Origin of the sequence: Halalkalibacter hemicellulosilyticusJCM 9152, from assembly GCF_000513115.1 — a bacterium.
GTDB classification, from domain to species: Bacteria; Bacillota; Bacilli; order Bacillales; family Bacillaceae_D; genus Halalkalibacter; species Halalkalibacter hemicellulosilyticus.
This window is the reverse complement of the sequence record NZ_BAUU01000022.1, coordinates 34,392-55,670: the sequence shown is the minus strand read 5'-3', so window position 1 is coordinate 55,670 and position 21,279 is coordinate 34,392. Positions and strand designations below refer to the sequence as shown.

Genomic DNA, 21,279 nt, shown 5'->3' with positions numbered 1-21,279 from the left:
CCTTTTGACATCCTTACTATGTTATCATTTCTCCAATTAACGATACAAGTTTGTTAATAGTTTTGTTAAATCTTTCGATAGTGTATCTACAACACCAATCACTCGTCGATATTCCATTCTAGTTGGACCTAATATTCCAATTGTGCCCATTTGCTTACCACCAATTGAATACGTTGCTGTAATCAAACTACAATGATCAAACGCCTCAAGTTGGTTTTCTTCACCTATTTTAACTTGTACACCGGTATGTGGTGTTTTTAAAATTTGCAACATAGTGGCATCTTCTTCAAGCATATTAAGAAGCATACGGATTTTTTCAACATCCTTGAATTCTGGTTGTGTTAGTAAATTCGTCTTACCACTATAGAATAGCTTTTCGTGTTTCTCCATTTCAAATGAAGCCATAAGTAAATTCATGACATGCTCATAATTTCGGACATGTAATCGTAACACATCTGCGACTTCATATTGAAGTTTCTTTCTGAGTTTGTACAACGGAACTCCCTTTAATCGTTCATTTAAGATATTAACCGTTCTTTCTAACTCAGCAGCTTCAATTCCATCAGGAATAGCGATGGTTTGACTTTCAACATGGCCTGTGTCGGTCACAACAATAACGGTTGCTGACCCTTTACTTAACGGAATGATCTGAATACTAGTCAATGAAGTCTCAAACATTTCAGGCCCTAGTACAACAGAAATATAACTTGTCATACTCGATAATACGCGAGCAGAATGTTGAATGACTTCCTCTAATTCCCGTATTCGTTCATCAAAACCAGAACGAATATCTAATCGCTCTGAGTTTGTTAAGTGATGAGGTAACAACAAATGATCCACATAAAACCGATAACCTTTCTGAGAAGGTATACGACCTGCGGAGCTGTGTGGTTTCTCTAAGAAACCTAATTCTTCTAAGTCTGCCATATCATTACGAATCGTAGCCGGGCTAAACGTAATATCTTCACGCTTAGAAATGCTTCTTGATCCAACAGGTTCAGCAGAACGGATATAATCGTCAACGATTGCATGTAGAATGAGCAATTGTCTCTCTGTTAACATCCCCTCACCACCTCTGTTAGCACTCAATCTGTTCGAGTGCTAAATCTAATGATAAATTACCAAATGGACTGTCATTTGTCAATAAAAACACTTAATTAATTGATTGTTCCTCAAGAATCGCAATAAATTGTTCGAATACTTCATTACCTAATAGTAATCCTTCGGCTGTCAGTTGAATACGATCTACAGATTCGATTAAAAGCCCTCGCGATTGTAGTGTATGAAGTTGTTTCGAAAAACAATCGTGTATAGACATACCAAATTTATCCCGAAATTCGTCTTTGCTTACACCTTCTAGCTTTCGTAAGCCTAAAAACATTTGTTCTTCAATTTGCTCCACTTTACTCACGTGATGGTTCGATACGATCGGTATTTTTCCTTGCTCAATTGCTCGTAAATATTTCGGTATTGGACCGTGATTTTGGTAACGTACTCCATTTAAATAACCGTGAGCACCTGCACCAAAACCAAAGTATTCTTCATTGTTCCAATAAACGAGATTATGCTGACTTTCAAAGCCTTTCTTAGCAAAATTACTGATTTCGTATTGTGCTAGCTGCGCTTTCGCCGTCAATGCACGTAAATCTTTGTACATTTCCACCTCATCCTCTTCTGGAGGAAGTGTTAGTTTGCCTTGACGCTTCCTATTAAAAAAAATCGTCTTCTCCTCTACCTTTAACGAATAGGCTGAAATATGTTCAATCTCTAGCGCTAAAGCTTCTTTTAATGTCTGACGAAAATGCTCTGGTTCTTGTTTCGGTAAACCGAACATTAGATCTAGAGAAATATTCTGAAACCCTAAAGCTCTTGCACGCTCAACTGCATCGTGCACACTACTCCGATTATGAGTTCGCCCAATTTCCTTCAATAACTTTTCATCGAAGGTTTGAACACCCATACTTAGACGGTTTACGCCGAAATCCTTTAAGACCAATAGCTTTTCATCATCAATACTGTCAGGATTCACTTCAATTGTAAATTCTCGTAAACGATCCAAGTGCATCACTTGCTGTATACCTTTTAAAAGTCGTTCTAATTGCTCTGCAGACAAAGCCGTTGGTGTTCCCCCGCCAATAAAGATTGTTTCCAGCGAATAAGAATATACGTCAGAGCGCCTTACTTCAGTTAATAGAGCTTCAATATATTCATCCACTGGCTGGTTTTTCAAATAGACTTTGTTAAAGTCACAATAATAACAAATATGCTCACAAAAAGGGATATGAATATATGCTGCTTTTACCACCAGACCCCTCCTTTCATTCATGTTGAAGAACATTGAAAAATTAAAAGCAAACCTTTTCAAGATGATGGGGGTGTCCCAGTGGAACACCCCCATTTGATTTAATCACCCATTGATAGAATAGCCATAAATGCTTTCACTAACAAAATTGTATCTCCATTTGTATTCTAAAGTATCTAATCGAATCTAGCAACTAAATGATCTGTTATTTTATAAGGTTAAAATACTTCTCTTGTATGAATTGTAAAATATTCTACTCAGCACTTTTTTCCATATAAGTTCAATCCTTTTCAAATCGATACATAATATGTAAATTATAGGCAAAAATATATTTATTCGTAAAAAATCAGGAGGGTAATAAAGTGAGTGAGCACATAAGGTTAACTGCGACAGAAATTGGTTCTCTTTGGTCTAGTTATATGACCGAAAGCGCAAGTATTCCCATGTTAAAGTACTTTTTAGCTAAAGTAGAAGATTCAGAAATTAAATCAATCATTAAATTAACATTAACTACCTCACAGAATCATTTAATGGAATTAGAAACTATTTTTAAGCGTGAAGACTTTCCAATTCCAATTGGCTTCTCGTTAGAAGATGTAAATTTGAATGCACCTCGATTATTTTCTGATACATACTTTCTCTATTTCATTAGGAGCTTAAGCAAAGCTGGAATTGCATCAAATGGAGCTGCCATCTCCGCGGCTGCACGAGAAGATATCAGAAAGCTATATAACAAATATTTAACCGATGCTGTAGCAATAGAAGATGCCACAAAACAATTATTACTAAATAAAGGTATATTTGTTCGTCCCCCACATTTGCCTACTCCGAAGGAACCTGAATTAATTAAAAACGAGAACTTCCTAAAGGGATGGCTTGGAGAAAGAAGACCGTTAACAGCAGAAGAAATTACACACATATATATGAATTACACGAATAACATACATGGTAAATCTTTATTACTTGGATTCGCGCAAACATCTCAAATAGAAAAAGTGAGAAAGCACTTCTTAAGGGGAGTAGAATTATCGAAAAGCATTTTAAGTGCGCTACAAACTCTTTTAGAAGAAAGTAATTTACCTGCACCTATGACATGGGATGCTGAAGTGACAGATGTTACAGTTCCTGTTTTTTCGGATAAACTTATGATGTTTCAAACAAATACGATAACAGCTATCTCCTTAGCTAATATAGGCGGGTCTATCGCTTTAAGTTTCCGTAGGGATATTGCTGCAAAATATTCAAAGCAACTAGCCAATGTCGGCCTTTATGCCGAAGATGGTGCAGAGCTAATGATTCATAATGGTTGGTTAGAGCTTCCACCTATCTCTGCTAATCGAAAGAATTTAATCAAATAAAATGTTGAACATAATAGCATTCAAAAAGTATACTCGACTTCTCAGAGTATCACCTTAAGTTATCTGATCACAAAACCATAAAAACTGCACTCCAATGTTAGGTTAGTCCTACATATTGGAGTGCAGTTAAATTTGAAATCTATGCGTTTCGTTTGGAGATTGACACACTATTCATTCGATAGAAATACGAATCACTCTATTAGTTTCTTCTAATCCTTTAATCATCCATACGCAAAACAGCCATAAAGGCTTCCTGCGGTACTTCGACATTTCCTACTGATTTCATCCGCTTCTTACCTTCTTTTTGCTTTTCAAGTAGCTTACGTTTACGAGAAATATCGCCACCGTAACATTTTGCCAACACGTTCTTACGAATCGCTTTAATTGTTGACCTGGCAATAATTTTCGTTCCAATACTTGCTTGCACCGGAACTTCAAATTGTTGACGAGGGATTAATTCCTTTAGTTTTTCAACGATCGCCTTTCCACGTTCAAATGCAAAATCCCGGTGAACAATAACAGAAAGAGCATCAACCTTCTCACCATTAAGTAAAATATCCATCTTAACGAGCTTCGAAGGTTTATATCCAATTAATTCATAGTCAAAAGACGCATACCCTTTCGTACTTGATTTCAATTGATCAAAGAAATCATAGACGATTTCCGATAATGGAATCTCATACACAATTTGCACGCGTATATCATCTAAATACTGCATATCAATGAAGATACCGCGCTTTCCTTGACAAAGCTCCATAATCGCACCAACAAATTCATTTGGCACCATAATTTTTGCTTTCACATACGGCTCCTCCACTTGATCAATCTTTTGTGTGTCGGGCATATTGGAAGGGTTATCGATCGTTACCTCTTCCCCACTTGTCGTCAATACTTTATAAACAACACTTGGTGCGGTTGTAATTAACGTAATCCCAAATTCACGTTCAATACGCTCTTGTATAATTTCCATATGGAGAAGCCCTAAAAAGCCACAACGGAAACCAAAACCTAATGCTTGTGATGTCTCAGGCTCATATTGTAACGAAGCATCATTTAATTCTAAACGCTCCAACGCTTCTCGTAAATCATTGTAATCATTTGTATCAACTGGATACAGCCCACAATAAACCATCGGGTTCATACGTCGATATCCTGGTAATGGCCCATCTGCAGGTCTCATTGCGTCAGTAATCGTATCCCCTACACGTGTATCACTCACATTTTTAATGGACGCCGTTAAAAACCCAACATCTCCAACCGTTAATTCGTCACGTTTCTCAGCCTTTGGAGTGAAGACTCCAATTTCTTGAACTTCAAACTCCTTACCAGTTGCCATCATTTTAATCTTCTGACCCGGCTTAACCGTTCCCTCAACAATTCGTATATAAGCAATTACACCCCGATACGAGTCATACAATGAATCGAAAATCAACGCTTGCAATGGTGCTTGTGGATTACCTTGAGGTGCTGGAACTAGCTCCACAACTTGCTCTAATATTTCCTCAATTCCTATTCCATTTTTCGCTGATGCCAATACAGCTCCTGATGCATCTAATCCAATCACATCTTCAACCTCTTGTTTCACTCGATCAGGCTCAGCACTCGGCAAGTCAATTTTATTTATGACCGGCAGGATTTCCAAATCATTGTCAAGCGCCAAATAGACATTCGCTAACGTTTGCGCTTCAATTCCTTGAGCCGCATCAACGATAAGCAACGCCCCCTCACAGGCCGCTAAACTACGTGACACTTCATATGTAAAATCGACATGTCCAGGCGTATCAATTAAATGAAAGATGTATTCTTCCCCATCTTGAGCCTTATACGTTAACTGAACAGCATTTAACTTAATTGTAATCCCTCGTTCACGTTCTAAATCCATTGCATCTAGCGTTTGATCTTTCATTTCACGGTCAGTCAATGCACCCGTCTGCTCCAAAATTCGGTCTGCAAGTGTTGATTTCCCGTGGTCAATGTGCGCGATAATGGAAAAGTTCCTTATCCTTGATTGTCGCGCTAACCGCTGTTCATTATTCATCACATGATCACTCCTACAAAATCGTACAGAACACTACACTGTATTATACCTTTCACCCACTTATCTATCAACTAAGAATAAAAGCTACTTAAGAAAGTAGGTTGAAGGAGGTTGAAAACTTTTTTCCTTTTTCGGTGTTCTTTAATCAATGTGCCAAACCGTTACCTATTTTGAAAAACCTGATACGAGTCGGTTTCTCGTATCAGGCGAGCAATGAGTAAAGCCACTACTAATCCAATTAAAGGTATTAAACATGGATTTGTACCTTTTCAATAGCATCAATATCAAACAAGGTGGAAACTATTTACATTCGCAATCATTATACTTTCTCATCCTTTTAATTTGAAGCCTCATTACCGTTCAAATAATAAATCGTAGAAACCATTCTTGAAAGACAAGCTCGACTCAATTTATTTAAACCAGTTGCTATCCCTTCTCCTAGATCTGAGAAAAAATTAAACCGCCCTATCTCTTCCACCTTTTCTCCTTTATCCACTATCTCTTCATAGCTTTCATTTTGAAGCTTCGTTTCGATTTGATTCATCTCAAGCGGGATAGGCTTATCTATTCCAAGTTCTTCACTTACAAGCTGAACACCAAGCAATATTCCAAATAAAAGGAACAAACTGACAACAGCGATTGATAATAGAGCTCGTTTCATTTTGATCCTCCTATCCATCTACGGCATGATGATCCCAATAAAATTCAGCAAATACTTCCGCTACAGCCTCTGCAGCACGATATGTTTCTTCTAATGTGTTTTCTACTCCTCCGAATTCGATTAATACCGAATTACTTGATAAATCCTGGTTAAATCGTCCATTCGTATAAGGACCATCTTTTAATATAACACCACGGCTTAATCCTGGGTAATGCTCTTCCAATTCATTATGGAGTGATTTTGCAAGCTGATAATTCTCTTCATAGTTTTCATGATTTCCACCAATAACGAATACTGTTCGTGCAAATTCTTCGTTATTAATCGTTACGGTCGTGCGATCCCTTGGAAGAGAGTCACGATGGATATCAAAGAAATATTGCAGATCACTATTTTCCTGCATAGCTTCTTCAACAAAATTTCTTGAAGCATCATACGATTGTGGATAATTCCAACCTTTCTCTCGCAAATTCTCCTGGATATCCCGTTCCTCTACCTCTGTTCCTATCCCACGCTTTTCTAATTCCTGAGATAACTTCTCTCCCACTAGTGTAATATTCACTTTATTGTGAAATGCTTCATTTGGTTCATTTGTTTCTAATTCAGGTAAGAACGATTCCGTATTATGAGAATGAATAATGTGAACAACCTTGCGTCCATCCGTTGATTCTTCTATCTCTTCACGCTCTCGCTCTAATTGTTCAAGACGTTCTAAGCTTTCCTGTGTCGCCTCACGCTCTGCTAAGATGACATCCATCGGCGGGGCTGATTCCACAGGTATATTCGTATAATCCGTTCCTTCCCCAGCTATTAAGATACTACCATCAAATAAAGCAAACCCAGGTAGCTCCCTTCCGAGTAAACTTCTAGGATCATTTGGAGTAATGCTTGTAGCGATTTCAAACAACACAGAGCTAATACTAGGGGGCTCGCTATCATCTGGCAAAACGGAATGAAAATGATGATTTTCCATTCCTAATAAGTACAGAAAATGCTCCCCTTTAATCGTTGATGACCATTCATGAATTTGATTCGAGGCTAGTCCATGTCCTGGTTCAAACGAAGTAAGAATACCAGTGAAAATAAATAATCCCATTATCCCAATAATAAATAATGAAAATAGCTTCTTTATGCTTGTCCGGTTTACACCGACACCAAACCTTAACTGTCTTTTCTTTCTCATCGTCTCATCTCCTATCAGTTAGCTACATTGAAAACAACATCAATACGTTAAGTAAAAGAAACGACCTCATTCCACCATATGAATGTGAGTGAAAAAAAGAACTAAGAAAATAGCAAAGTTATATTTAAGTTGATTTTGTAGTTCATCAAAAAAAGCTACGAAGAAGGTAGGAGCAACCTTCTTCGTAGCCTATCATTCACCATATTTAACTAAGTAACATTAATGAGTAAAGCTACCGACATTTTGCTGATTAATATGTTCATGTAGAGCAGCGTTTAACCCTTGAGCAATCACATTAGCCATATCATCAATAAACACATCCACTTCCTTTGGCGTCACCATCAAATTATGACCAAGCGGGGATAAGACCTCTTGAATAAGCTGCCGCTTCTCCTGCTCTGGCAATGTACCGATCATTCCCAAGATCGTTTCACGCTTCTTCTCATCTGGTAAGTCTTCCTCTGTCAATGTACGGCGCTCTCCAAATGTCATACCAGCTGGAGCAAGTGACCTTGACGGCTGATTGCCTTCTCGAATTTCTCGTCCGAAATGCTTCAGAACATAATCAATCGTATCACTCGTAATTGAAACCGCATCGACAACCGTTGGAATTCCAATAGCAATGACAGGGATTCCAAGTATATCTTTACTAATTTCTTTACGTTTATTTCCTACCCCACTGCCTGGGTGAATGCCGGTATCACTTATTTGAATCGTTGAGTTGACTCTCGTAATAGAACGAGAGGCTAAGGCGTCAATGGCAATGACAAAATCAGGCTTCGTTTTTTCAATTACTCCAAAGATAACATCGCTCGTTTCTATTCCAGTTAACCCCATGACCCCAGGAGATATTGCACTAACAGGACGGAAACCATCCTCTACTTGCTCAGGAGCTAATTCAAATAAATGTCTTGTAACAAGCAAGTTCTCCACAGCGATAGGACCAAGTGCATCTGGTGTTACATTCCAATTACCAAGTCCGACAATGAGACAAGTATCATTTGGCCCGATTCCGATCTCTTTCATGAATGCACTAAACTGATTTGCAAACACTCGCTCCATCTTCTCTTGAATATCGGTATCTTTTTTACGAATCCCTAGAGATTCAAATGTTAAATAATGTCCTGGTTTCTTCCCTAATCGATCTGCACCCTTTTCATCAATCGTAACTCGAGTAATAGTGACATCATCAATAGTTTCTTCTTCAATCTGTACACCTGTGACATCGACACTTTGTTCATTGTTTTCTTGTTCCTCAACAGCAATTTGGTGAGCCTCAACAGCTAAATCTGTACGAATTTGGAAACGGCTTAAATCTAACTCTTCCGTCACAATGATCACTCCTTAATAGCAAGCAAAAATTTTTCTATGATCATAGCGTGTGCTAAGCAGACAGTTTTCATTCTCCTATTGCATTTAAGCGCCGTTTTTGGTAAAATCCTTCTTGTTGTAGAATCGCCTGAATACAAGGTTTCGAACCGTTCATGATAGGTGATGACTCAGGAGGTGAAATAAATGCCAAATATTAAATCAGCCATTAAGCGTGTAAAAACAAACGACAAGCGTCGTGCTCAAAACATCGCTGTTAAATCAGCTCTTCGTACTTCAATCAAAACATTTGAAGCAAAAGTAGAAGCTGGCGAAAAGGAAGCAGCTACAGTAGCTTTCAAAGATGCTGTAAAGCGCCTTGATAAAGCAGCTAGTAAAGGACTTATCCATAAAAATGCCGCTTCTCGCCAAAAGTCTCGCTTATCTAAGCGTCTAAACGGACTTTCTGCCTAACTAGAAGCAATAAAAAAGCCGGCTTTCTGCCGGTTTTTTTATGTTCTCTATCCATCTTCAGAAAATTTCATTAATAATAATTCAACAGCGAGTACCTTATCCATTTTTCCTGTTTTAATCGCATAATCAACATCTGCTATCGCTTCAAGCATTTGTAGTAAAAAACCCTCTGTAAAACGTCTTATTTGCTTACTTGCTAACTTAACAACATACGGATGAAGCTTTAGTTGCGATGCAATCTCACCTTGTGAAAAAGATTTTTTTAACATTTCTTTCACTTGATAATAAATACGAATTTGCCGCGCGATCAAGGCAAGAATCTTGAGTGGTTCCTCTTTCAATTTTAATAAATCATGATAAATGATTAATGCACGATCCACTCTCCTTGTCACTGCATACTCAATTAGAGCAAAGACATCCTGCTCAAGTGAGCGTGCAACTAATAAGTCTACAACCCCCTCCGTTATCTCCCCTTGTTCACCAACATATAAGGTGAGCTTTTCTATTTCTGACGAAAGCTGGAGTAGCTGAATACCTACTCGCTCGACTAACCTTTCCTTCGCTTGTCCAACAAATGAAACTCCTTTTGCTTTAACTTGTTCCTCTAGCCATTGTTCTGTCATTTTCAAATCAAATGGAGAACAATCGACGACGGTTTGCTTTTTCAAACGCTTTGTTAGTTTTTTGCGTTCATCTAGTTTTTCATAAGGTGCACAAATAATAAGAACTGTTTCAGGTACAGGATTTTCCAAGTATTGCTCAAGCACCTTTAAATTATGATCAAGCTTTGTATCTTGTTTAGCACTTGTTACAAAAAGACAATCTTTTGCGATGACCACCTTATTCCCACCGAAAAAAGGCACTGTTTCTGCCTCCTCAATCACAAGGTCAATTAACGTCTCCTGAACATTATATGTAATCACATTAGGATCGTCCGATGAGCCAACCTGTTGTCGAATGATAGCTTGTATAATATCTTCCATTAGAAATGATTGCAGGCCATACATGAAATATACGGGAGCAATCTTTCCCTTTTCCACTTCTTTTTTTATTGTTAAATAAGACACCATTCATTCCCCATTTTGCATGCATAGTTTTTCATCTATTGGAAAAGCTACGCATGGAATCATCTACTTGTGTCTTTAGCTTAGACAATTCATGAAAAAATGACAAGTATAAGTTTTGCAAAGGAGGCTTAAGCTCGTATTAGCCAAGCCCCCATTTATAATAAACGCCATGAACTGTGACCCCGGGTAATCACACTCACAACGATAAATCGCCCCTGCACTAGTTATAGTATCCTATGCGATTTAAAACTATAGGTGACAACTCTTTACAGTTGTTTCAATTCGCCGACGATACGAAAGAAGCAAAGAAATTTCCCTTCATCTCACTTAAAAATGTGAACGATTTCTTGAACAATTCATTGAATCAACTCCTTTTAATTGAATCGGTCTAGCTTTTTTTTTACGCATCACTTATACTTATGAGGGAAAAGGAGGGGTGCCAGATGAATCAATTTGAAAAAGAAGTTCAAAGTAAACGAAATGATGCAATTGACTCTGGTGTTGCCTTTGTTGTATCTTTTGGTTTTTTTGCCACACTTTTTATCATCGCATCAATTGTTGATATTTTCTCTGGTTTCTAAAATCAAAAGTAGGCAATGTAAAGAGAGGCTCATCTATCGCTTTTATGCATAGGTGGGCTTTTCCTATTGCATCATTGCCCTAGTAATAGATACCTTCCCATTATGAATAGTCAATCGAACAGCTCCATCTTGATCACTACGCCAAATGAACGCACCATGATTCGCCAATCGTTCAATGACCTCTTCATGAGGATGATCATAGCGATTTGAGCGCCCTACTGGAATAAATGCTGCATATGGATCCAATTGCTCTAAAAACGGAGCAGTCGTCGAAGTACGACTACCATGATGACCTACTTTAAGTACATCAACCTGCAAATCAGGATAGCGTTGCAATAGCATACGCTCTCCACTTTCTTCTAGATCACCTGTAAATAGAAACGTCATTCCTTCCAATTCAACATACAATACTATTGAACGATCATTTAGCTCCTGTTCCTGTCCAACTGGCGCTAATATATAAAATGTCACGCCATCCTTCTCAAAGCTCATACCATCCTTAACAAAATGAATAACGGTACCGTGCTGAGCTAATGTCGTTAAGACTTTCTTCTCAAGCTCTCCTTCTACTTCACCAAAGCTGTATAACACTTTATCTATTTGAATCATATTAACTACTGCTTCTACTCCACCAATATGATCAGCATGACCATGAGTCAGAATTAAACCGTCTAATCGACCAATCCCTCTTTGCTTCAATTCAGGTACAACAATATCTTTCCCTACATCAAATGGGGCTCGACGTTCACGCCATTGTTCATTAACAAAGGTAAGCTGACCTCCCGTATCAATTAAATACACGCCTCGACGAAAGGGCAGCTCAATTAAAAAACTGTCTCCTTGCCCAACATCAATCATCGTTACATGTGCACGATAGTCCACATACGGCTTTCCTATTTGAATCACTAGCACAACTAGTAGTAAAATACTTGGCCATTTCCACCAATGTTTACTTCGCCTTTCAAAGCAAAGCAGCGAAAAGAAAATGACCACATACATAAACACAACCATCCACTCTGAAGGCTCACCAACAACGATAGTTGCAAATGTCTTGTTAGATAGCATCGTTAAAATATGATGACTAAGCGGAACCATCCATTCTAATACATAAAATGCAGCATTAAAAGTAATGGGGAGAAAGAGCGAAATAATAAATCCAATAAACGATAAAGGCAAAAAGACGAATGTAATGAGTGGAATAAAAAACAAATTCATAGGTAAGCTAAGCCACGCAATTTCATACACATGACATAACAAAATAGGAAGAGAAAGTAGTTGTGAAATCATTGTTACAGCTATGAGTTGACTCCAATAAGAGGTATAGCTACGAATCGTTTTAGCTGATAAAAGCAAACCATAGGAAACAAGAAAAGAAAGCTGAAAACCAAGCTGAAATAAGGAATAAGGTGAGAGAAATAAATAAAGGAGATATATAGCTGTAACGCCGATAAGTGGGGGAATTTTTTGCTTTAGACGTAGACAAAGCAGCACGACAATCGTCATAAAACTTGCACGTATTACTGAAGGAGCTGCACCAGCAATCACGATATAAACAGGTAAAAAAACAATTAAGCATTCAAGTGCTCGTTCACGTGTTATTCCAAATCGGATCATAAGGTAAAAGCTAGCAGCAACGACTAACCCTACATGCATACCCGAAACAGCCAATAAATGAATGACGCCTAGTCGTTGATATGCCTCTAACACAGATTCATCCATTAATGTGCGATCTCCAAATACGAGGGCATGTACGACACTCGCTACTTCAGGGCTTAGATTCTGCTCCAATTTCTCCATGTGATGCCAACGCCAGCGTTGTAGCCTCTCGGATATAGAATAAGTTGAAGGCTGTATACAATGAAGATGAACAGCTTGTAATACCCAATACATATTATGTTCTTTCAAATATCTCGGATAGTTAAACTGAGCAAAATTGGTAGGGGGATTAGGTGTTGTTAACGCCCCACTGATTTGACAGATATCACCAGGCCCATACGTTAATGCGTATTCCTTCTCTTCTTCCGTTAAAAAAAAGAGCCGAACCTCAACCAGTTCACCTTCAAGCGTTCGAAGGCGAAATGCCATTCGATCACCGTCTATTTGGGGAATTTGAATGATCGTTCCTTCTAACTCTTGTTCTTCCCCATTAAATACAGACGTATCGTCTTTGACATAAAAACCAATACATACAAATAACAAAAAAGGTAAAAATAGTATAAATAATAATGGTCGAAACGAGTGTTTTTTGGAAAGGAGTAATACGAGAATAGGAAGGAAAAGAAGATACAGCAGTATGCTTGGACCTCGTAACGAAATAATAAGTCCAAGCGTTGCCATATAAGGAATAAGAGGTAAGTATCGAAGCATTTGACTACCCCTTAATAGGAGCTTGTGTATATAGCGTGTTTGCCTCATCGCGTAATCGAAGTAATTCTTCTTGTTCAATACCCGCACCTTCAAGCTTTTCCAATAGCTCAGCAGTAAACTTAAGCTTGTCCAAATGATACTGATCCACACTGAGCATTTCTAGTTCAACTTGCTTCACTTCAACACCAGCCTCTTTAAACATCTCTTCTGCATAAGGGTGGTTTTTATAATCGGTTGCATAGTATATTTTTTTAATACCTGCTTGAATAATAGCCTTCGAACAATGAACACACGGGAAATGAGTAACATAGATTTCAGCACCCTCTGTTCCAACACCAAACTTTGCACATTGTAGCAGTGCGTTGACCTCTGCATGAATGGTCCGTATACAATGATTTTCTACAACGTAACAGCCATCATCTATGCAATGAGCTCCACCTGATACCGAGCCATTATAGCCACCTGCGATGATTCGTTTATCCCGAACAATAGTTGCCCCAACCATTAGACGCGTACATGTACTTCTCAAAGCTAATAAATGACTTTGAGCCATAAAATATTGATCCCATGAAATTCTCTCCATATAAGCACACCTCTTCTCTTTACTTACGTTAGTGTAGAAAAATTATTAAAAAACGTCAACTAAGACAAACGCGACAGCGACTTTTCTTATTAGCGTTGTAACGTGCGAAGAAAATGCTCTTCATTGAATATCCCGCTAGCATCTTCAATTCTTCTCTTATTTCTTCGTCGGATTTTATAAATTTTTACCTATTAAGAAAAGCGCGTTAGTGTATTATCGAAAATCAATCTCTCCTTCTAAACGCTCAACAGATTTCTCGCCAATACCAGAAACGCTTTGTAATTCTTCTACTGAACGAAATGGTCCATTCTCTTCTCGATAAGCAATAATAGCTGCTGCTTTTTGTGGGCCAATTCCTGGTAACGTTTCTAACTCCTTTTCATCTGCTGTATTAATAAAAACTTTCCCTGTTTCTAGACCATTTGCCTGTTGAATATTAACCGGATCCCACAATTCATCAAAAGCTGGGACATAAATGACCATTTCATCTTCTACTACTTGAGCGAAATTCAACTGTCGTTCATCAGCTTCCTTTGTTAGCCCACCCGCTAGCTCAATCACTTCGTATACCCGACTTCCAAGTGGCAATGAATAAACATTGGGACGTTGAACTTCACCTTTAATATCAACCATAATCAACTCATTTAACGGCTCTGTTATAGCCTCATCTTCTATTTCTCCCGCATAATCCAATGAAGCTTGTCCCCAATCAATGTCAACTGTTTCATTTTCCAGAGGATTCGTATATAAGTAAATCAACACAACTGACAATAAAACAACAATTCCTACACCAACATGTCTCCTATAACGTTGAATCTTCTTGATCATTTAGCTCACTTCCTTTATTCTGTTATACAGACATTTCTTTTTTTGAAACGAGGAGATTATACTATGGCCGTACATTTACAAATTGCAGAACAAGTGAAAAAGCATCGCCAAGCACAGAAAGAGTTTTTAAAACTAGACGCAGAAAGAGAACACGCCATTGAAGAAGCACTTTCGCTTGCAAAAGCAGGACAACATTTTGAGACAAATGAAATAAACCGAATTACGACAGAAATGAATTCCATTGCTTCAGCCTTCCAATTTCCAATGCGAAAACAAGTAACAGAGCAAATGGTGAAAGAATACATTTTACGGTAAGGATTGATATTCTTTCCGCATAGTTTCAAACGTGCATTCATATAGTTCATTATAATAAGTATGTGAATTTTGAATGGCGGGAGGAATGTACGATGAAAATCGGAGTTATCGGAACAGGGAGTATGGGCACAATCTTATTAGAATCCTTTATCGATGCTCATGTATATAGGGATCATGACTTTATGATGACAAACCGTTCAATTGAAAAAGCCTATGAGTTGTCAGAAAAGCTTCCAATGATTGAGGTCGTAGAATCGAGCACAAACTTAGTGCAGCATTGCGACCTTATCTTTGTTTGTGTAAAGCCGCTTCAATTTCCTAATCTCTTACGTGACCTAAAGGATCATTTAAACTCAGATCAAATACTTATTTCAATTACAAGTCCTATTACGGTTTCACAATTAGAGGAAATGATTCCGAGCAAAGTTGCTCGAGCAATTCCAAGTATCTTAAACCGAGCAATGACAGGTCCGTCTTTATTAAGCTTTGGTGAACGGTGCAAGGAAGCTGACAGAGCCTTTATTTATGAACTTATGTCCACTATATCAAAACCACTCGTTATTGACGAATCCATCACTCGTGTTTCATCAGATATTGTTAGTTGTGGACCTGCATTTATGAGCTATTTGCTTCAACAATTTATTGATGGCGCAACAAGGCAGACTCAGATTTCAAAGGAAGATGCAACAACTCTGACAACCAATATGATAATTGGATTAGGAAAATTACTTGAAAAGGGATTTTACACTTTACCAACTCTACAAGAGCGTGTCTGTGTACCTGGAGGCATTACAGGTGAGGGAATTAAAGTTTTAGAACAAGAGGTTGACTATATGTTTGATCATCTCTTTCAACAAACACATGCAAAATATTATGAAGATCAAGAACTCATTTCCAACTTGATGAATGAACATACAAGAAAAAGATAAATCAATGAGGGGTTCATACGATTGTGGGCATATCAATTGAACCCCTCTACTACTTGAATTAATTACGACACATTTACTAAAAATCCTGCTTGTTAAAATTTTTTTCATAATTATATATACCTTTAAATCGACTTCACCATACCACCATCAATCAAAAAGGTACTACCCGTCATATATGTATTCTCTTCAGATACTAAAAAGGCTACTACCTTAGCAAATTCCTCTGGCGTACCATAGCGATTAAGCGGTATCGCATCGATAGAGGCTTGCTCTACTTCCTCTTTCGTCTTCTGTTTTGTTTCAGCAGTATACTGATCTAATTCAGCTACTCTATCCGTAGCAATTTTGCCTGGAGCCACCGTATTAATTAAAATGTTATATGGACCAAGCTCTTCAGCTAATGTTTTCGCTAAACCGACAATTCCCGTTCGAAATGTATTAGACAACAATAACCCTGGAATCGGTTGTTTAACCGAAGCAGATGCAATATTAACAATTCTGCCACCTGATTGCTTCAGGTCTGGTAGAGCAGCTCGAATTAATCTAACATAACTCATAAGATTTAATTGAAATGAGTGCTCCCAATCTTCATCCGTGATCTGATCAAATGTTCCAGCTTTCGGACCACCTGAATTATTAACTATAATATCGATTGATCCGAACGTCTGACGGGTTGTGTCGACTAACTTTTTAATGTCATTTGGATTCGTTAAATCACACTGTATATAATCAAGCTTTCCATTAACCTTAAAGTCGATCTCTTCTTTTACTTTTTGCAGTTTTTTCAGGACTCGTCCACAAATCATGACATTTGCCCCTTTTTGTACGAGTTGTTCCGCAATAGCTTTGCCTAAACCTTGACTTGAAGCTGCTACAATTGCCACTTTCCCAATGAAGCTTAATTCCATGATTCTTCTCTCCCCTCTATACCAATTTGTCCCTTTGCTACACTTTTTAACGTTTAAACACTTTTGTTATGTCCTAGACTCTGTACTACTTCGAACAAGAAAAAAACAAACGTTCACTTTCATCAGTCGCTTGATTTTCTGTAAAGTTTTCCTCTACTGATTCAACAGTAAAACCAACTCTTTCTAACCAATTTACATATGATTGAAGGGGATATGTACGTTGTTTATGTAATTCTTCATAACGATCATACCGTCCATCTTCACCTCGTTGAAAAAAAATCAGCTCATGTTCAACACTGTTATTAACCGCTCCGGAAAAGGAGTTCCAAATGTATGAAACATCCTCATCATCATCTGTATAAGTTTCTCCAATAAATTGAGCTATTTTCGAAATTGAATGGCAGTCAAATAGGAGTAACCCATCCTCTTTAAGGTGCTCATAACAGCGTCGAAACGTTTCCTTCATTTCTTCTTCTGTTTCTAAATAATTGATTGAATCACAATAAATCGTAATTAACTCATACTGATTTTCAGTTTGAAATTCTGACATCGATTGCTGTATTAGAAACGGTGAACAAGATACTTGCTCACATTTCTTATGGGCTACAGAAAGCATATCAATAGAAAGATCGATCCCTGTTAATTGCTTTGCACCATTGTTATGAAAACGAATAAGCATTTCTCCTGTCCCACAACCAATATCTAGAATGGACGAGTTCGAAAAAGACTTCTGTTTCTCCTCAAGCTTTCTCCTCGTAAAAGATAGCCATTTATCATATGGAGCCTCTGACATTAAGTAATCATATACGGATGCAAACGATTGATAACTCATATTATTAACTCCCTTTAACTCTTTCGTAAATAAGTCCAGCCATCACGTTGTTCAATTTTCTTTTCTTTCATTAACTTACCAAGAGCACGCTTGAACTTAGCCTTACTTATTCGAAAGCGCGCTTCAATATCTTCTGGTGGTGTTTTGTCCCAATACGGCATTGCACCATTTCGTCGCTCTAAATACTCCATAATTTTATCCGCATCCTCAGATTGTTGCTCTGATCGTATCGGCATTGTCGTCACATTTACACGTCCATCGTTACGAACAAATACCACTCGCACAGTAAGGCGCTGACCATAACGAATAGGATCAGTCACTTCATCATCATGTAAAAAAGCCAAGTAACCTTCCTCAGAGAAAAGCAACGTACCATCATCTAAAAAGTGATAGGCGTACCCAGTAATTTCTTTATTTTTCAATGATTGTTCTGCAGCAATAGCGTCTTTTTCTACTGCCTGACCTCTCATCATTTTAGCCATTAATCGTCCTTTCTTATCCCAAGTATAAGAAAGGGGAAGCTTATCTCCTGGCTGTGGCCAAAGGCTTCGATCGTATGGCAATTCATCCATCGACAAAAACAAATCACGTGAAATCCCATTATAAAAGAACACCCCATGACCTGTTTTAACCGTAACCGCTTCAAGCCACGCTATCTCGCCATTCTTCAATAACGGCTCCTCCATCGTTGCTGCCAAGCGCTGCTGATGGTCATGGTATAAAAAGACATCTATTTTATCACCTATTTCAATTTCTCCCTTTATCTCACGTTGATGAAGGAGTAGATCCGTTTTACCATCACTAACGAAAAATCCAAAATCCGTCTTACGTACAACTTCTACTGTCACAGATAACCCCGGCTTCAGTGTCATCAGTCTATAACTCCTTCAAGAGCCACTTCAGGTGCATCGCCCCATAGCTTCTCTAAATTATAATATGGACGCTCATCTTTGTGGAAAACATGAGTGACGACATCTCCTAAATCAATTAAAACCCATCTAGCTTGATCAAAGCCTTCCAAGCGCTTAATTTCAATTCCTTCTTTTTGAGCAGACTTCTTCACTTCTTCTGCAATCGCTTGTACTTGCTTATCTGAATTAGCATGACAAATGACAAAATAGTCAGCGATCACCGACACACCTTTCATATTTAATGCAACGATGTTCTCGCCACGCTTATCATCCATTGCTTGAACGACTAGATGTAAAATTGAGGATGTCATGTATGCATCACTTCTCCTTTTTTTGTTTTGTTATTAAATCATTAAAGGTTGCCATTGTTTCAGGGTAAATTAATTGACGGCGCTTCATAAGAAACGTAATTGTATTTTCTAATGCTTGAATAATCGCTTCGTCTAGATCAACCTTTGCGATCTCACGGACAACATCAACGCCTGGAAATTGACGATTAGGTTCAATATAATCCGCTAGAAAAACCACTTTTTCTAACAAGTTCATGCCTACACGGCCCGTTGTATGATAGCGTATAGCGTTCAAAACATCTTCATCTGTTATTCCTTGTTCTTCCTTGACATAGTATGCTCCACATGGTGCATGTAAAAGTTCACTACTATATTCCAATAAGGTGTGATCTTGAAGATGGTCTCTTATTAGAGTACGCATTTCATCCTTATTTCGAAACTTCGCATAATCATGTAAGATAGCTGCTAATTCCGCCTTACCTTCATCTGCTCCAAATCGTCTCGCAAGTTCAACAGCAGACTCTACTACTCCAAGCGTGTGAACATACCGATGATCTGTTAAATGCTGCTTAACAATCGCTAAAGCTTGCTCACGATTCATATAATCCCCTCTCCTTAATAATCGACGCTACCCTATCTCGAACCATATACGTAATAGGTTTCCCTTCCTTCACACGTTTACGAATAGAGGAAGAGGAAAGGTCGACTTGAACCATGTCGAATTGCTTAACATATTGAGCATAGCTTGATTGAGACTTGGCTCCAGGTCGTGAAACGCCAATGAAAGATATTAGTTTCAAGAGTTCATTTATCTTTTCCCATTTTGGCAAATAATCAATCATATCACCGCCAATCAAAAAGAAAAAATGATGCGTCGGATACATTTCTTTTAATAAACGAACGGTATCAATTGTATAAGAACGCCCTTCTCTTTCAAGTTCAACCGTTGAAATATGAAATGATTTTTGACCATCAATGCTTGCCAATAACATATCTAACCGATCCTGGTTAGACGCCAAATCATGATCAGATTTATGAGGAGGGCGTCCAACAGGTAGAAACCACACTTCATCAAGTTCAAATGTATAGAGCGCCTCTTGCGCCATTAGCATATGACCAAGATGAGGAGGATTGAAAGTTCCCCCAAATAGAGCAATTCGCTTCATACTTCCACTCCTTTTAGAGGGCACTAAAATAGTTTGACTTTTAACTTTTACGGTAAGACGATCTCTTTGTTTTCATTAGATTCTTTGTACAAAACAATTGTATGGCCAATGATTTGTACAAGCTCTGCACCAGTAGACGATGTTAAAGCTTGTGCGACATCTTTTTTATCCTCATCACAGTTTTGTAATATACTAACCTTTAACAACTCACGTGCTTCTAAAGCATCGGAAATCTGCTTACTCATATTTTCATTAACGCCACCTTTACCTACTTGAAATATCGGTTGTAGGTGATGGGCTTTAGAGCGTAAATAACGCTTTTGTTTACCTGTTAACATGTTTTCCCTCCTAGCTGTTTCAAAACAAGCTGTTTCATTTTCTCACGATTAGGCTTCTGGCCTGTCCATTGTTCAAATGATAAAGCCGCTTGGTTAACGAACATTCCTACGCCATTTAATGTTTTGGCACCTCGTTTTCTTGCATCCTTTAATAAGGCAGTTTCAATTGGATTATAGATTAAATCACTAACGACTACATGGTCACTAATGTTCTCTAAAGAAAAAGGTGATTGCTCTATGTGAGGGCTCATCCCAACAGAAGTTGTGTTAATGATAACATCAAATTCTTTTGCCTTACTTTCAGCCTCTTCCCTTGTCATCAGAACCGTTCTCGTATCAAACGTTTCAGCTAATTTCTTAAAAGGTTTCGCCTTCTCAATTGTGCGATTTGTTATAGTCAAACTTGCTATCCCTCTACCCAATAGTGCCGTCACAATGCCACGCGCTGCCCCGCCTGCACCAATGATTAAAACGCGTTTTTCACTAAGCACGGGTTCTAGCTCAAGCAATGATTCAACATAACCTTTTCCATCCGTATTATATCCAATCAATCGACCGTTATCATTAACAATCGTATTAACAGCTCCGATTAGTTGTGCTTGTTCATCTATTTCATCTAAATATTTCATGACAGCGACTTTATGAGGGACCGTTACATTACAACCAATAATACCTAGAGCACGTATCCCTGCCACAGCTTCCTTCAACAACTCAGGTGTAACATCAAAAGCATGATATTCTGCTTCCATTCCTAATGAAATAAATGCATCATTATGAATGAGTGGTGACATTGAATGTCCAACTGGGTGTCCCAACAATCCAAAAATTGATTTCACTTGCACT

General features: G+C 38.1%; 23 protein-coding genes. 5 read left to right on the top strand and 18 right to left on the bottom strand.

From position 1 onward, the window contains the following. Positions 1-36 precede the first annotated feature (36 nt). Together hrcA and hemW are read right to left on the bottom strand one after the other, a co-directional pair. Complete coding sequence (gene hrcA / locus JCM9152_RS14375) at positions 37-1,062, bottom strand: heat-inducible transcriptional repressor HrcA (protein WP_035345680.1); 1,026 nt, start codon at positions 1,060-1,062, stop codon at positions 37-39. A gap of 91 nt (positions 1,063-1,153) precedes the next feature. Next, positions 1,154-2,305, bottom strand: coding sequence for a radical SAM family heme chaperone HemW (gene hemW, locus JCM9152_RS14370; RefSeq protein ID WP_304503403.1), 1,152 nt, complete (start codon positions 2,303-2,305; stop codon positions 1,154-1,156). Between the two features lie 359 nt (positions 2,306-2,664). Between hemW and JCM9152_RS14365 the strand changes: the two genes are divergently transcribed. Then, the gene (locus JCM9152_RS14365) at positions 2,665-3,660 is read left to right on the top strand and encodes a DUF3231 family protein (protein ID WP_035345678.1); all 996 of its coding nucleotides are present in this window, start codon (positions 2,665-2,667) and stop codon (positions 3,658-3,660) included. 217 nt (positions 3,661-3,877) lie between these two features. On the opposite strand, the gene lepA is transcribed toward JCM9152_RS14365, so the two are convergent. From lepA to gpr, 4 genes are all read right to left on the bottom strand, one after another. Next, positions 3,878-5,698, bottom strand: a complete 1,821-nt coding sequence (gene lepA, locus JCM9152_RS14360; RefSeq protein ID WP_439644209.1) for a translation elongation factor 4 — start codon at positions 5,696-5,698, stop codon at positions 3,878-3,880. 337 nt (positions 5,699-6,035) lie between these two features. Then, on the bottom strand, positions 6,036-6,359 hold the full coding sequence (locus JCM9152_RS14355; RefSeq protein ID WP_035345674.1) for a DUF3679 domain-containing protein: 324 nt from the start codon (positions 6,357-6,359) through the stop codon (positions 6,036-6,038). Between the two features lie 10 nt (positions 6,360-6,369). After that, positions 6,370-7,539 (bottom strand): stage II sporulation protein P, encoded by a 1,170-nt coding sequence (spoIIP, locus tag JCM9152_RS14350; protein WP_035345672.1) that lies wholly within the window; start codon positions 7,537-7,539, stop codon positions 6,370-6,372. 219 nt (positions 7,540-7,758) lie between these two features. Continuing rightward, on the bottom strand, positions 7,759-8,871 hold the full coding sequence (gene gpr, locus JCM9152_RS14345; protein ID WP_035345670.1) for a GPR endopeptidase: 1,113 nt from the start codon (positions 8,869-8,871) through the stop codon (positions 7,759-7,761). Between the two features lie 183 nt (positions 8,872-9,054). Here gpr and rpsT point away from each other — a divergent pair, with 183 nt between their 5' ends. Further along, complete coding sequence (gene rpsT, locus JCM9152_RS14340; protein WP_035345668.1) at positions 9,055-9,321, top strand: 30S ribosomal protein S20; 267 nt, start codon at positions 9,055-9,057, stop codon at positions 9,319-9,321. A gap of 47 nt (positions 9,322-9,368) precedes the next feature. On the opposite strand, the gene holA is transcribed toward rpsT, so the two are convergent. Continuing rightward, positions 9,369-10,388 (bottom strand): DNA polymerase III subunit delta, encoded by a 1,020-nt coding sequence (gene holA, locus JCM9152_RS14335; protein ID WP_035345714.1) that lies wholly within the window; start codon positions 10,386-10,388, stop codon positions 9,369-9,371. Positions 10,389-10,831: 443 nt separating this feature from the next. Here holA and JCM9152_RS21975 point away from each other — a divergent pair, with 443 nt between their 5' ends. Beyond that, the gene (locus tag JCM9152_RS21975; protein WP_035345665.1) at positions 10,832-10,969 is read left to right on the top strand and encodes a YqzM family protein; all 138 of its coding nucleotides are present in this window, start codon (positions 10,832-10,834) and stop codon (positions 10,967-10,969) included. Between the two features lie 63 nt (positions 10,970-11,032). Here JCM9152_RS21975 and JCM9152_RS14325 read toward each other — a convergent pair whose 3' ends face one another. From JCM9152_RS14325 to JCM9152_RS14315, 3 genes are all read right to left on the bottom strand, one after another. Then, entirely contained in the window at positions 11,033-13,336 is a 2,304-nt protein-coding gene (locus JCM9152_RS14325) for a DNA internalization-related competence protein ComEC/Rec2 (protein ID WP_052015978.1), read from the bottom strand. Between the two features lie 4 nt (positions 13,337-13,340). After that, the gene (locus JCM9152_RS14320) at positions 13,341-13,919 is read right to left on the bottom strand and encodes a ComE operon protein 2 (RefSeq protein WP_035345663.1); all 579 of its coding nucleotides are present in this window, start codon (positions 13,917-13,919) and stop codon (positions 13,341-13,343) included. A gap of 213 nt (positions 13,920-14,132) precedes the next feature. Beyond that, complete coding sequence (locus JCM9152_RS14315) at positions 14,133-14,747, bottom strand: helix-hairpin-helix domain-containing protein (RefSeq protein WP_052015976.1); 615 nt, start codon at positions 14,745-14,747, stop codon at positions 14,133-14,135. 63 nt (positions 14,748-14,810) lie between these two features. On the opposite strand from JCM9152_RS14315, the gene JCM9152_RS14310 reads away from it, so the two are divergent. Beyond that, on the top strand, positions 14,811-15,062 hold the full coding sequence (locus JCM9152_RS14310; protein WP_035345661.1) for a DUF2533 family protein: 252 nt from the start codon (positions 14,811-14,813) through the stop codon (positions 15,060-15,062). Between the two features lie 92 nt (positions 15,063-15,154). Then, positions 15,155-15,991, top strand: coding sequence for a late competence protein ComER (gene comER, locus JCM9152_RS14305; RefSeq protein WP_035345659.1), 837 nt, complete (start codon positions 15,155-15,157; stop codon positions 15,989-15,991). A 122-nt stretch (positions 15,992-16,113) separates the two neighbouring features. On the opposite strand, the gene JCM9152_RS14300 is transcribed toward comER, so the two are convergent. The 8 genes from JCM9152_RS14300 to aroE all read right to left on the bottom strand — a co-directional run bounded on the left by JCM9152_RS14300 (position 16,114) and on the right by aroE (position 21,272). Beyond that, entirely contained in the window at positions 16,114-16,899 is a 786-nt protein-coding gene (locus JCM9152_RS14300) for an SDR family oxidoreductase (RefSeq protein WP_035345657.1), read from the bottom strand. A gap of 85 nt (positions 16,900-16,984) precedes the next feature. After that, positions 16,985-17,731 (bottom strand): class I SAM-dependent DNA methyltransferase, encoded by a 747-nt coding sequence (locus tag JCM9152_RS14295; RefSeq protein ID WP_035345655.1) that lies wholly within the window; start codon positions 17,729-17,731, stop codon positions 16,985-16,987. Between the two features lie 14 nt (positions 17,732-17,745). Next, positions 17,746-18,603, bottom strand: coding sequence for a CvfB family protein (locus JCM9152_RS14290; RefSeq protein WP_035345653.1), 858 nt, complete (start codon positions 18,601-18,603; stop codon positions 17,746-17,748). Then, a complete protein-coding gene (gene rsfS / locus JCM9152_RS14285; protein WP_035345651.1) occupies positions 18,603-18,953 on the bottom strand; it encodes a ribosome silencing factor in 351 nt (116 codons plus the stop codon). The genes JCM9152_RS14290 and rsfS overlap by 1 nt, the downstream gene beginning before the upstream one ends. Positions 18,954-18,960: 7 nt before the next feature. Continuing rightward, positions 18,961-19,533, bottom strand: coding sequence for a bis(5'-nucleosyl)-tetraphosphatase (symmetrical) YqeK (yqeK, locus tag JCM9152_RS14280; RefSeq protein ID WP_035345649.1), 573 nt, complete (start codon positions 19,531-19,533; stop codon positions 18,961-18,963). Beyond that, complete coding sequence (locus tag JCM9152_RS14275) at positions 19,523-20,098, bottom strand: nicotinate-nucleotide adenylyltransferase (protein ID WP_035345647.1); 576 nt, start codon at positions 20,096-20,098, stop codon at positions 19,523-19,525. Before JCM9152_RS14275 ends, yqeK begins: the two co-directional genes overlap by 11 nt. A gap of 47 nt (positions 20,099-20,145) precedes the next feature. Beyond that, positions 20,146-20,436, bottom strand: coding sequence for a ribosome assembly RNA-binding protein YhbY (yhbY, locus tag JCM9152_RS14270; protein ID WP_035345644.1), 291 nt, complete (start codon positions 20,434-20,436; stop codon positions 20,146-20,148). Further along, positions 20,430-21,272 (bottom strand): shikimate dehydrogenase, encoded by an 843-nt coding sequence (gene aroE / locus JCM9152_RS14265; RefSeq protein ID WP_035345642.1) that lies wholly within the window; start codon positions 21,270-21,272, stop codon positions 20,430-20,432. The genes yhbY and aroE overlap by 7 nt, the downstream gene beginning before the upstream one ends. Positions 21,273-21,279: the final 7 nt, after the last annotated feature.

Coding starts and splice junctions, on each gene's coding strand:
- JCM9152_RS14325 (WP_052015978.1), bottom strand. CDS start 13,336: ATGCTTCGATACTTACCTCTTATTCCTTATATGGCAACGCTTGGACTT.
- yhbY (WP_035345644.1), bottom strand. CDS start 20,436: ATGTTAACAGGTAAACAAAAGCGTTATTTACGCTCTAAAGCCCATCAC.
- lepA (WP_439644209.1), bottom strand. CDS start 5,698: ATGAATAATGAACAGCGGTTAGCGCGACAATCAAGGATAAGGAACTTT.
- JCM9152_RS14310 (WP_035345661.1), top strand. CDS start 14,811: ATGGCCGTACATTTACAAATTGCAGAACAAGTGAAAAAGCATCGCCAA.
- JCM9152_RS14355 (WP_035345674.1), bottom strand. CDS start 6,359: ATGAAACGAGCTCTATTATCAATCGCTGTTGTCAGTTTGTTCCTTTTA.
- yqeK (WP_035345649.1), bottom strand. CDS start 19,533: ATGAATCGTGAGCAAGCTTTAGCGATTGTTAAGCAGCATTTAACAGAT.
- rpsT (WP_035345668.1), top strand. CDS start 9,055: ATGCCAAATATTAAATCAGCCATTAAGCGTGTAAAAACAAACGACAAG.
- JCM9152_RS14295 (WP_035345655.1), bottom strand. CDS start 17,731: ATGAGTTATCAATCGTTTGCATCCGTATATGATTACTTAATGTCAGAG.
- rsfS (WP_035345651.1), bottom strand. CDS start 18,953: ATGACATCCTCAATTTTACATCTAGTCGTTCAAGCAATGGATGATAAG.
- JCM9152_RS14315 (WP_052015976.1), bottom strand. CDS start 14,747: ATGATCAAGAAGATTCAACGTTATAGGAGACATGTTGGTGTAGGAATT.
- spoIIP (WP_035345672.1), bottom strand. CDS start 7,539: ATGAGAAAGAAAAGACAGTTAAGGTTTGGTGTCGGTGTAAACCGGACA.
- comER (WP_035345659.1), top strand. CDS start 15,155: ATGAAAATCGGAGTTATCGGAACAGGGAGTATGGGCACAATCTTATTA.
- JCM9152_RS14320 (WP_035345663.1), bottom strand. CDS start 13,919: ATGGAGAGAATTTCATGGGATCAATATTTTATGGCTCAAAGTCATTTA.
- JCM9152_RS14275 (WP_035345647.1), bottom strand. CDS start 20,098: ATGAAGCGAATTGCTCTATTTGGGGGAACTTTCAATCCTCCTCATCTT.
- JCM9152_RS14290 (WP_035345653.1), bottom strand. CDS start 18,603: ATGACACTGAAGCCGGGGTTATCTGTGACAGTAGAAGTTGTACGTAAG.
- JCM9152_RS21975 (WP_035345665.1), top strand. CDS start 10,832: ATGAATCAATTTGAAAAAGAAGTTCAAAGTAAACGAAATGATGCAATT.
- hrcA (WP_035345680.1), bottom strand. CDS start 1,062: ATGTTAACAGAGAGACAATTGCTCATTCTACATGCAATCGTTGACGAT.
- JCM9152_RS14300 (WP_035345657.1), bottom strand. CDS start 16,899: ATGGAATTAAGCTTCATTGGGAAAGTGGCAATTGTAGCAGCTTCAAGT.